The sequence below is a fragment of the Flavobacterium sp. GW821-FHT11G01 genome, from assembly GCF_058808175.1.
Genome location: NZ_JBXARK010000002.1, coordinates 660804 through 673361 on the forward strand (window position 1 = coordinate 660804; position 12558 = coordinate 673361).

A 12558-nucleotide genomic window follows, 5' to 3' on the forward strand; every position below is an offset into this window, starting at 1 on the left:
AGAACATAAGATTAAAAGAATTTTAGTTTGGTTAGTAAATGGTATAAGCGATGCAAATTGCTTATACCATTTCAAAAACCAACTTAATAATTACCAAAAAAGAAAAAAATGAAAAGTGCTTTAGAAATAAAACCTGATATTAGCTATAAAAGTGCAGGAAAATTTGAAGAAACTCGATTTGAAAAAATCCACAATGAGATATTCAAAAGTTCTGCAGAAGCTTCAGTAATTGTAGCGCAGGAAATCGCTCAGTTAATTAGATCTAAACAAGAAAAAAATAAATCTTGTGTATTAGGTTTAGCAACAGGTTCTTCTCCTATAAAAGTATATGAGGAATTAGTTAGAATGCACAGAGAAGAAGGACTAAGTTTTAGCAATGTAATTACTTTTAACCTGGATGAATATTATCCAATGACAAAAGAGAACAACCAGAGCTATCACTATTTCATGCATCAGCATCTTTTTAATCATATTGATATTAAGCCTGAAAATGTAAATATTCCTGACGGTACTGTAGCTATTGATGAATTAAATCAATACTGCATTGATTATGAAATGAATATTAAACAAGCCGGTGGACTTGATTTTCAATTATTAGGTATCGGACGTACAGGTCACGTTGGTTTCAACGAACCGGGATCGCACATTAACTCCGGAACCAGAATTATTACACTGGATCACATTACAAGAGTAGATGCTTCATCTGACTTTAATGGTATTGATAATGTTCCGAAAAGAGCAATTACCATGGGAGTTTCTACGATTATGAGATCTAAAAGAATCGTATTAATGGCTTGGGGACAAAATAAAGCCGATATCATCAAAAGAACTATTCAGGGTGATATCAGTTCAGAAGTTCCTGCTACATTTTTACAAAACCATCCAAATGCAACTTTCGTTTTAGACCAGTCTGCAGCTTCTGAATTGACTCGTTTCAAAACGCCTTGGTTAGTAGGAGAATGCATATGGACACAAGAATTAAAAAGCAAAGCGATTGTATGGTTATGCCAAAAAACAAAACAATCTATTTTAAAACTAACAGACAGGGATTACAATAACAACGGAATGTCTGATCTTTTGGCACAGGAAGGTTCTGCATATGATTTGAACATTAATATGTTCAACGTATTGCAGCATACCATAACGGGATGGCCGGGTGGAAAACCAAATACTGATGATTCACACAGACCTGAAAGAGCCAATCCTGCAAAAAAACGAGTGATTCTTTTTAGTCCACATCCAGATGATGATGTGATTTCTATGGGAGGAACTTTTTCAAAATTGATAAAACAAGGACACGATGTGCATGTTGTATATCAAACCTCTGGAAATATAGCAGTTACAGATGACGAAGCGTTAAAATTTGCCGAAGTTGCCAAAGATTTTATTGGAGAAGCCGGTAGCGGAATAAATTTCAAAGCTGTAATTGAGTTTTTGAATAATAAATCAGAAAATCAAATTGATTCTTTGGAAGTTCGAAAATTAAAAGGACTTATCAGAAGAAGAGAATCTTACGCGGCGACAAGATATATTGGTTTGAAAGATGAGAATACTCACTTTTTAGACCTTCCATTTTATGAAACAGGGCAGGTTAAAAAGAATCCGCTAGGACCTGAAGATATTGCTATTGTAAAGGATATTATTGCCAAAATAAAACCGCATCAGGTATTTGCTGCCGGAGATTTAGCAGATCCGCATGGAACGCATGAAGTTTGTCTAAACGCGATTTTTGCTGCCATGAAAGAATTGAAACCAGAAAAATACATGGACGACTGTTGGTTATGGTTGTACAGAGGTGCTTGGCACGAATGGGATATTCATGAAATTGACATGGCCGTTCCGCTTTCTCCATCAGAAGTATTATTGAAACGTCATGCGATTTTATACCACCAATCTCAAAAGGACAGAGTTATGTTTCAAGGAAATGACTCAAGAGAGTTTTGGGTTAGGGCAGAAGACAGAAACAAAAATACAGCAATCCTTTACGATGAATTAGGATTAGCTGAATACGAAGCAATCGAAGCCTTTAAACGTTTTGATTACTAAAATTATTTAAGATTCGGTTAGCGAATCAAATTTCAAAATTCAGTTTGATTTTATAATGAAAGTGAGGTTCACTAGAAGTCATTCTGAGTTTTGTTTCTTTTATCTATTTATTAATGTTATCTCCGGATAGCATCTTTCAAACACAATAAAATGAAATATTTATTAGTCCTACTATTAGCGGGTTTAACTTCTAGTGCTCAAATTCAAAAAGAGCAGCTAAATCTTATGCCGTGGCCTCAAAATGTTGTTTTAAATGATGGAAATTTTACTTTAACTAAAAATTTTAAAGTAAACGTTACCGGAAATCCAAATCCAAGAATTTTTGGAGGCGTGACTCGTTTTTTACGACGATTAGATGGTAGAGCTGGTATTTTTTTCGAACAGGGTTTTATTACAAAATTAAATGAAGTTCCAACAGCAGAACTTCAGATAAACTGTACTAAAAGTGGAAAAATTGGCTTGTATGAAGACGAAAGTTATCATTTAGATATCAAACAAAATAAAATTACAATTAATGCAACAAGCGATTTAGGAGCTTTACATGGTCTTGAAACGTTATTGCAGATGTTACAAAATAATAATACTTCATTTTATTTTCCAAACGCACAAATTTCAGATTTTCCGAGATTTACATGGAGAGGCTTGATGATTGATGCTTCAAGACATTTTCAACCAACCGATGTTATCAAAAGAAATATTGACGGATTGGCAGCGATGAAAATGAATGTTTTTCACTGGCATTTAGTTGATGATCAGGGTTGGAGAATTGAAATGAAAAAACATCCAAAACTAATTGAGTTAGCCTCAGATGGAATGTATTACACACAAGAGGAAATTAAAAATATCGTAAAATATGCTGATGAGCGCGGTATTTTGATAGTTCCGGAAATAGATGTTCCTGGTCACGGATCTGCAATACTTACAGCTTACCCGGAAATTGGTAGCAAAGTGATTACGCTGACTGGTGGAACCTCAGAAAAAAATATTCAGGGTACAGCAATTGCTACCTATGGAGTTGAAAGAAATGCTGGTATTTTTTCGCCAACATTAGATCCTTCAAATCCTAAAACATATCAAATATTAAGTGAATTGTTTGATGAGGTTTGCCCACTTTTTCCCGGAGCTTATTTTCATATCGGGGGAGATGAAAACGAAGGGAAAGATTGGGATGCAAACCCTAAAATTCAGGCGTTCAAAAAGAAAAACAACCTGGCTACAAATCACGAATTGCAAACCTATTTTACCATGCAATTAGTTCCGATGCTTAAAAAACACGGAAAACAATTGATGGGATGGGAAGAAATTTTGACAAAAAACATGTCAAAAGAAGCTATTATTCATTCCTGGAGAGGACCTAATGAAGGTGTTGTTGCAGGCCAATCATTAGTCGATGCAGTAAAAAAAGGATACAAAACTGTGTTATCAAACGGATATTATATTGATTTAATGTATCCGGTTGAAAGTCATTATTTGAATGATCCAATGCCAAAAGGAGCTGATTTATCTACAGAAGAAAGAGCTAGAATTTTAGGTGGAGAAGCAACAATGTGGACAGAACTTGTAACGCCAACCACAATAGATTCAAGAGTTTGGCCAAGAACTGCTGCAATTGCAGAACGACTTTGGTCAGCAGAAAATATTACAGATGTTGAAAATATGCGCAAACGTCTTGATGTAATTTCATTTAGATTAGAAGAATTAGGACTGACGCATATTCGCAATAAAGAAGTAATCTTAAGAAATGTTGCAAACAATCAAAATACACAAGCATTGAATGAATTTACAAATGTTTGTGAACCTTTAAAAGGATATAAACGTAATAAAGGCGGAACTGAATATCAAATGTATTCTCCATTTACATTATTTGCAGATGCCTGTACATCTGATGCTAAAGACTCTTTAGCTTTTGATGCGGCAGTTTCTCAATATTTAGCTAATAAGTCGCCTGAAAATAAAGCAAAAGTGATTGCATTTTTTAACAAATGGATTGCAATGAATAAAGGATTAATAGAGCTAAGTTCCACTGCTCCGTTAGTACAACCCATTTTGCCTTTATCTAAAAAGTTAACAGATGCATCGCAGGAATTGTTACTTGTTCTGGATAATAAATCAACATTAAAAGCAGATGATTTGAAAAATCTAATAGAGCAATGCAATAGCAAAGATCACGCTGATGTTGAGTTATCAGTATATGAAAGTCTTAAAAAATTAATTTAAAGTTTGGTTTGAATTAGTATGTTGTAGTTATCAGTTTATTTAGTAATTATTTATCTCTACCGGAATTTCTGGTAGAGATATTTATCAGGTAATCAGGATAATTATAGATTTTTTTCAAAACACAAAAACCAATAAAATCTTTAAAAATAACCACTAAAGGAGTATTAACATTTTAAAACCAAATAAAAAGAATAAAAACAAAACATGACAAAAATAGAATTTCAGATTGATGAATGCCCAAGTTTATCTTCTTGTATTTAATCTAATTTTTTAAAAATTATATCTAAATATCAATCAATACTATTTGCTAATGATTATGGTAGAATCGGTAATAGTAATATTTATTTATAGAAGTAATATGAATTAATTCCACTTGATTGCAATCTCCAAATTGCAGTTGGCTGAAAGCCCAGTTATTGTTTTTTATATGCTACGTTTTGGCGTGTATTATTTAGTAACCGGAATATTTATTTTCTATTAACCAATATTTATTAATTATGAAACATTATTACAGATTGCTTTTTTTGTTACTGTTTCCCTTACTAGCGTTAGCTCAACCAGCTCACGGAAAAAAGGTAGTAGGGTATTATGCGCAATGGTCTATCTATGCCAGGGATTTTAATGTCCCAAAGATCGACGGAAGTAAATTGACGCATTTGAATTATTCTTTTTATGGGACAACTTATGATCCTGCCCATCCAGAGAATACAAAGTTATTATGTTTAGATTCGTATGCTGATTTTGAGCATATGGAAGGCGGAATCCCATGGGATGCCCCAGTAAAAGGAAACTTTTATGATTTGATGAAACTCAAACAAAAGTATCCACATCTTAAAATTTTAATTTCTGTTGGAGGATGGACTAAAGGTCAGGATCTTTCTCCGATTGCTGCAAGTCCGGTAGCAAGAGCTGCTTTGGCTGCAGACATGGCAAACTTTATTGTAAAGTATCCTTTTATTGATGGATTTGACATCGATTGGGAATATCCTCTTTCTGGAGGAACAGACGGTACTGAAGTAATCAATGGAGCCCCAATTCCTCCACAAAAATACAGCCCGGATGACAACAAAAATTTAGTGTATTTATTGAAAGCAATGCGTCAGGCAATGCCAAATAAATTAATCACTATTGCAGCCGGAAACAATGTTCGAAATGTTGCCAAACAATATTTAGGACCAAACACGAGAGCGCAATACGGAATGACAGAAGATATTTCGACTTATTGTGATTATATCACTTACTTTGGATATGATTTTGGAGGAAACTGGTATGATAAAACCTGTCTTAATGCTCCATTATATTCAAGTGGAAATCCAAATGATCCGTTATACGGAGCAACTCAATCAGAATCATTAGATGAATTAACAAATCAATATTTGAATGTTGTTGGTTTTCCTGCGAATAAATTAATCATGGGATTACCTTTCTACGGGAAAAAATTTGATCATGTTGCCAATAACGGAACAAATCCAAATTTACCTGGATTATTCGTTTCTGCGCCAAGAGATATCGTTTCAGGATGTACAAATCCGCAAAATCCAACAGGAACCTGGGATGGTCCCGCAGCTTGCGAAAAATCAGGAAGTATTGAAATTTGTGATTTAGTTGGAAATCCGGTTACGAATTCACATCCTTATTTAGATCCAAATACCATGTTAGTTACACCAACTGCAGCAGCTGCAGGATGGGTTAGGTATTTTGACAATACAACTAAAGTTCCTTATTTATACAATGCTACTTTAAAACAGTTTATCAGTTATGAGGATAAACAATCAATGGATTTAAAAGTACAATATATTAAATCGAGAAATCTTGCAGGAGGTATGGTTTGGGAATTATCTCAGGATACCAGAGGTTCAATTCCTAATGCATTATTAAATCAGGTTGACACTTCTTTTGGAAGCATCGTTGCAGGAACAGTAAGTATTGCAGGTTCTGTAAAAAACGGATCAGCTTTAGTTCCAGATGTAACAGTTGAATTGCGCGATGCAAGTAATGCAGTATTACAAACTGTAGTTTCTACAGCTGGTAATTTTACATTCAACAATTTACCTTCTGGACAAACTTATAAATTAACAGCGCTAAAAGCGACTTATACTTTTACTCCGGTAACTTTAACAAATGTTACAGTTAACCAAACCGCTATTGTAATTAACGGATCTCAACCTTTATATACAGTAAGCGGAACTGTTCTTGACGGATCAACGCCAGTATCTGGAGTTACGGTTTCAGCAACTTCCGGATCTACAGTTTTAACGGCAGTTTCGAATGCAAGTGGTGTTTACAGCGTTGCAGGTTTAACAGCCGGATTAAACTTTACAGTTATAGCTGCAAAAACAGGATTCTCTTACACACCAACTTCTACAGTTTATAATGCTATTGATGCTAACAAAACGTTGAATTTCGTTCAGGGTGCACCAATTGTATATTATACGGTAAGCGGAACAATTTTGAACAATACAACTCCAGTTTCAGGAGTTACAGTTACAGCAACTTCAACAGGAGGAACTTTTACTGCAACTACAAACGCAAGCGGAGTTTATTCAATCGCTAATTTGCCATCAGGCGGAAATTATACTGTAACTGCTGCTTTAGCAGGACAAACGTATACGCCGGCTTCAACAGTTTATACTAATTTAACAGCCAATAAAACATTGAATTTTTCTCAGGATGTTATTGTTGTAGGTACAAGTAAAATTAGCGGAACAGTTAAAAATGGTACGGTTCCGGTTTCAGGAGCTAAAGTCGAATTGATTTTGCCTTGGACAGATAGCACACATCCATATTTAAGCAAATTGGCTGTTACAGATGCTCAGGGAAAATACAGTTTTGATAATGCTATATTGTCAGGATATACCACTATTTCAAGTTTAAAATTAAATACATGGGAAAACGGAGAAGTTGTTTATTTACCGAACAATCTGACAAACTTTGCTGTTCCTGCAAATCCAACTGTTTATGATTTCAATACAGGTGCAGTTACAACAACTTATACAGTTAGCGGAACAGTTCTAAACGGAGCAGCTCCTGTTTCAGGCGCAACAATTTCAGCCGTTACAGGTTCTACAACTCTAACAGCAACTTCTGATGCATCAGGAAATTACAGTATTGCAAATTTAGTTTCAGGATCAAATTATACCGTAACTATTGCAAAAACAGGGTTGACATTCACTCCGGCTTCAACAGTTTATAATGCGATCAGTTCTAATAAAACATTGAATTTTACACAAGTTGTAACACCAGTTTATTATACGGTAAGTGGAAGCGTTTTAAACGGATCAACTGCAGTTTCTGGCGCAACAATTTCAGCGGTTTCAGGAAGTACAACTTTAACAGCGACTTCAGATGCTTCAGGAAATTACAGTGTTGCCAATTTAGTTGCAGGATCAGATTATACGGTAACTATTGCTAAAACGGGATTAACTTTTACACCAGCTTCAACAGTTTACAGTGCTATAAATTCGAATAAAACATTGAATTTTACACAAGTTGTAACGCCAGTATATTATACAGTTAGCGGAACGGTTCTTAACGGAGCAACTCCGGTTTCAGGCGCAACGATTTCAGCAGTTACAGGAACAACGACTTTAACAGCTACTTCAGATGCTTCAGGAAATTACAGTATTGCTAATTTGGTTTCAGGATCAAATTATACTGTAACTATTGCAAAAACAGGATTGACATTTACACCTGCTTCAACAGTTTATAATGCGATCAGTTCTAATAAAACATTGAATTTTACGCAGGTTGTAACACCAGTTTATTATACAGTAAGCGGAACAGTGAAAAACGGAACAACAGCAGTTTCAGGAGTAACAATTTCGGCTACTTCAGGAACTACAACATTAACAGCAACTTCCGATGCTTCAGGAAATTACAGTGTTGCTAATTTAGTTGCAGGTTCAGATTATGCTGTAACAGCGGCTAAAACAGGTTTAAGTTTCAGTCCGGCTACTACAGTTTATACGGCTATAGCTGCAAATAAAACATTAAACTTTACTCAAAATGTTACAAGCGGAAACTTAATCAGCGGAACAGTTAAAAATGGTTCATCTCCAGTTTCTGGAGCTAAAGTAGAATTAATTTTACCTTGGACAGATAATACTCACGGTTATGTAAGTATTATTGCAACTACAGATGCTTCAGGAAATTTCAGCTATAACAATTCGGCTTTAGCAGGATATTCTATCATTACAAGTTTAAAATTGAATTCATGGGAAAATGGTGAAGTAGCCTATTTTCCAAACAATTTGACAAACTTCGCGGTGCCAACAACGCCTCAGGTTTATAACTTCAATACAAACACAGTTACACCACCGCAGGTTACTATTACGGCTCCTTCAGCTGCAACTGTAGCGATTGCTCCGGGAACAGCTATTCAGCTGAAAGCAACTGCAAGTGTAGATGCAAGCTTAACTATTTCGTCAGTAATTTTTAACATAAACGGACAAAATATTACAGCAGCACTTTCAGGAACAGAATATGTTGCAAACTGGACTCCGGCTGCAGCAGATTTCAACAAAAATTATACGTTGAAAGCAACAGTAACTACTTCAAGTGGTACAACTGCTGAGAATACAAAAGCGTTCTCTTTACAATGTTCAGGAACTACTTGTCCAAATTCATTGCCGGTAATTACCTGGAATTCACCATCGAATACTACTATATACCAGAATGCTTTCCAGGTTGTGCCAATTTCGGTTATAGCTGTTGATAATGACGGGTCGGTTTCAGGTGTTAGTATTACAATAAATGGCGGTACATTTAACATGACAGCAGGTGCAAATAATGCCTATACGTATAATTTCACACCATCTGCTTATCAGGATTATTCAGTTGTAATCAAAGCAACCGATAATCAATCGGGTGTAACTACATTAAACAATACAATTAAAATTGCTCAAGTGGGCACTAATAGATTTATTGCACTTCCATCTAAAGTTATTTTAGGATATGCACATTCTTGGGAAAATACTTCTGCTCCATTTTTATATTTTTCTCAAATGGTGGGAAGTAAGTTCAACGTAGTCGATTATTCTTTCGTAGAAACAGTTAATCGTGATGGTTATACGCCTGTATTAACTACAAATGACACGAGATATTTGACCAATGGTGTTTTCAATAAACAATTGTTGAAAAATGATATAAAATCCTTAAGAGATAGCGGTGTTCCTGTTATTGTCTCTATTGGAGGTCAAAACGGTCATGTTGTTTTAGACAATGTAACTCAAAAAAATATTTTTGTTAATGGTCTGAAAGCAATTATCGACGAGTATCAATTTGATGGAGTTGATTTGGATTTTGAAGGCGGATCGATGAATTTTAATGCAGGAGGTTTAAGAGATATTTCTTATGCGGGTATTTCTGCTTATCCAAGATTAAAAAACATAGTAGATGCTTGTAAAGAATTAAAAGCTTACTATGGTCCTGGATTTCTATTAACTGCAGCTCCGGAAACACAATACGTACAAGGAGGATATTCTACCTATACGGATACTTTTGGTTCTTTCTTGCCAATCATTCAAAACTTGCGTAGTGAATTGGATTTGTTAGCTGTACAATTGTATAATACAGGAGGAGAAAACGGATTAGATGGTCAATATTATGGTTCAGCTAAAAGAGCAAACATGGTAACAGCCCTAACGGATATGGTAATAAAAGGGTATAACATTGGTACAACAGGAATGCATTTTGATGGTTTACCGGCCTCAAAAGTTCTTATTGCATTACCAGCTTGTCCAAGTGCAGCAGGTAGCGGTTATATAACGCCGGCAGAAGGAATTAGTGCTATGGATTATTTAAGAACCGGAAACACTTTTTCAGGAAGAACATACACTATGCAGCCAGGCGGACCATATCCTTCTTTAAGAGGTTTAATGACTTGGTCTGTAAACTGGGATGCCTCTTCTTGTGGTAATTCATCTGAATTATCTAAAGCATATGCCGCTTATTTTGCATCGCAATCAGCAGCAAAAATGTTAGCTGTTGATAAAATTGAACCAAAAAATGCTACGGTAGCTTATTTTAAAAATGATGCTTTAGCAGTTACAAATGACTCAGAAGATATTGCTCAGGTTGATGTTTTCAATACAATCGGACAATCATTGGTAAGTTATAAAAACATTCAGAATAGCAAAGAAGTTCTGCTTCAAAACCAAAGTTTTACAACAAAACAATTGTTTATAGTTGTAGTAACTGACAAAGCAGGAAACAGAAAATCATTCAAAGTAATGAACTTTTTAAACTAGTTACTATGAATAGAAAATTTAGAAATAAAAAAATTGGGACGGTTAAATTTGAGTTTGGTTATTTATTTTTTAATCTGGTTTTTATTTCGAATAAATGCGACGAATTTAAGTGATTTGTTATTTGGTTTTCACTTAGAAGAGTGCATTATAAGCCCGGCAATTTATTGCCGGGTTTTTTTATTTTTTATAGTAATAAAAAACGGAATCAATAATAGTTGTTTTTTTATTTTTTGAAGTATTTTGCATTAAAATTTAATTCTTAAAAAATGAAAAATAGCTTTTTTAGTTTAAAATATATTTTCTGTATAATGGGTTTGGTAATATTGGCACAAGCCTTTTATATTTATCAGAAAGATAGGATTTTTATAGAAAAGGCAAATCTTGCATCGGGTACAGTTTTAAGTGAGTCGGCAAATGATAGAACTTTTGTGTCTTTTGTCACTAAAGATGGCAAGCAAATTAAATTTTCATCTGATACTGGTAATAATCCATCAGGCTTCACCGAAGGCGAAAGTATTGAAGTTTTCTATGATCCCTCGAATCCAAATAATGCTAGCATCAATGATTTTTATACTCTATATTTAGGAGTAACAGTTTTAGGATTTATAGGAGTAATTTTCTTTTTAACAGGTTTTTCATTTTTTTTGTCTGATCGTTCCAAACAAAAGAAAACAGATTTTTTGCAGCAAGGCGGTAAAAGTATTATCACAAAATTTATCGATGTTCAGGTCGATTTAGGTGTATCATTTAATGACAGCAATCCTTATTTTATCTGCACAGAATGGCTGGATCCAAAAACCAACAAAATCCTTTTTTTTGAAAGCGAAAATATTTGGTTTAATCCAACTAAATTTATAAAAACAGATGAAATAATGGTTTTGATTGACCCAGAAAATCCAAAGAAATATTATATGGATATTTCATTTTTGCCTGTAGTTAAGAGTTAATTAAATTATTAATATAACTTTCAGGTATTTTTAAAAATCTCCTTGACGATCGCATTATGAACCTGGCAAATCTCTATTGCTATGTTTTTTTATTTTTTAGATTTTTTAAGATTTTGCTTAATCCATTTATCAACCAGAATTTTGCGTTCTACGTATTCTGAATATTTTTTGTGATCTACTAAATCCAAATAAGTCGTGTAGAATTGTTTGCCGTCTTCAGAAACTTTAAAACTCTTGAAATCATCATAATTTTCAAATCCTCTAATATAACCGTTGCACAATTCGAATGTCTTTATTTTGTAAAAACGATTAAATTCTGACGGTTTTTCAATAATTTCAAAATAAACGATTTTATCATCACAGTCATAACCATTAATTTGATTGATTTGTTCTTTTCTTTTTTCAAAAAAGTTTAGAATTTCTTTTTCCTTTTCGCTATATTCAAATTGATACGGAATGAATTGATGCTTTTCTGTTTCAAAATCTTTTGGATGATTTCGTTTGTTTGTTGGCTGTATTTCGATTCCGTTTTTACCAACAAAACCCCAGGTTCCTCCAATTAAAGAAGGATGCTCTGGATCTTTAGAGAAATCAAATTGACAACCATTGCAAAATTGGGCAAAGCCAAAGTTTATTGATGACATCCAATCGTATTTGGCTGGAATAATTTTTTCTCCTTTTTCATTAAATAAACCCACTTTTTTGTTTTCGCCATAGCGAATAAAGCCTTCCTGAAAAAAATCTGGTCCTTCGCCAGTTCCGTATGGTGTAAACAAAAAATTACCGTTTCGATCATAATATTTCATGAAGTCAACAAAAAATATCATACTTTTTATTTCTTGCCCATCAACAGATACATCTGTATTCATAGAAGGTTGAGGAGAAATAATGATTTTTCCATTTTGATTTTTGACTCCCAATAAACTGTCTTTTTCTACAAAATAATAAAGTCTTTCGGTTTGCGAAAAACTGATGAAAGAAGATGTCAGCAAGAGTAATAAGAATAATTTTCTCATTTTTAAATGATTTATAAAAGTGGAAACGAAATTAAGAACAATGATATTGCAATCAAAAATAGCTAATAAAGTCATTAGATTTTT

The 12558-nt window shown here is 34.0% G+C and carries 5 protein-coding genes; 4 read left to right on the forward strand and 1 reads right to left on the reverse strand.

Translation table 11 applies throughout. The features are described 5' to 3' along the window. The first annotated feature begins 108 nt into the window (after positions 1-108). The 4 genes from nagB to AC1RRN_RS06680 all read left to right on the forward strand — a co-directional run bounded on the left by nagB (position 109) and on the right by AC1RRN_RS06680 (position 11458). Positions 109-2046 (forward strand): glucosamine-6-phosphate deaminase, encoded by a 1938-nt coding sequence (gene nagB / locus AC1RRN_RS06665; protein WP_492966558.1) that lies wholly within the window; start codon positions 109-111, stop codon positions 2044-2046. 150 nt (positions 2047-2196) lie between these two features. Continuing rightward, the gene (locus AC1RRN_RS06670) at positions 2197-4263 is read left to right on the forward strand and encodes a beta-N-acetylhexosaminidase (protein WP_492966559.1); all 2067 of its coding nucleotides are present in this window, start codon (positions 2197-2199) and stop codon (positions 4261-4263) included. Positions 4264-4760: 497 nt separating this feature from the next. Continuing rightward, on the forward strand, positions 4761-10511 hold the full coding sequence (locus tag AC1RRN_RS06675) for a glycosyl hydrolase family 18 protein (RefSeq protein ID WP_492966560.1): 5751 nt from the start codon (positions 4761-4763) through the stop codon (positions 10509-10511). A 266-nt stretch (positions 10512-10777) separates the two neighbouring features. Beyond that, a complete protein-coding gene (locus AC1RRN_RS06680; protein ID WP_492966561.1) occupies positions 10778-11458 on the forward strand; it encodes a DUF3592 domain-containing protein in 681 nt (226 codons plus the stop codon). 89 nt (positions 11459-11547) lie between these two features. Here AC1RRN_RS06680 and AC1RRN_RS06685 read toward each other — a convergent pair whose 3' ends face one another. Next, the gene (locus AC1RRN_RS06685; RefSeq protein WP_492966562.1) at positions 11548-12474 is read right to left on the reverse strand and encodes a hypothetical protein; all 927 of its coding nucleotides are present in this window, start codon (positions 12472-12474) and stop codon (positions 11548-11550) included. Positions 12475-12558: the final 84 nt, after the last annotated feature.

Bases quoted from the DNA above. Each gene is read 5' to 3' on its own strand.
- nagB (WP_492966558.1), top strand. From the start codon at position 109: ATGAAAAGTGCTTTAGAAATAAAACCTGATATTAGCTATAAAAGTGCA.
- AC1RRN_RS06670 (WP_492966559.1), top strand. From the start codon at position 2,197: ATGAAATATTTATTAGTCCTACTATTAGCGGGTTTAACTTCTAGTGCT.
- AC1RRN_RS06675 (WP_492966560.1), top strand. From the start codon at position 4,761: ATGAAACATTATTACAGATTGCTTTTTTTGTTACTGTTTCCCTTACTA.
- AC1RRN_RS06680 (WP_492966561.1), top strand. From the start codon at position 10,778: ATGAAAAATAGCTTTTTTAGTTTAAAATATATTTTCTGTATAATGGGT.
- AC1RRN_RS06685 (WP_492966562.1), bottom strand. From the start codon at position 12,474: ATGAGAAAATTATTCTTATTACTCTTGCTGACATCTTCTTTCATCAGT.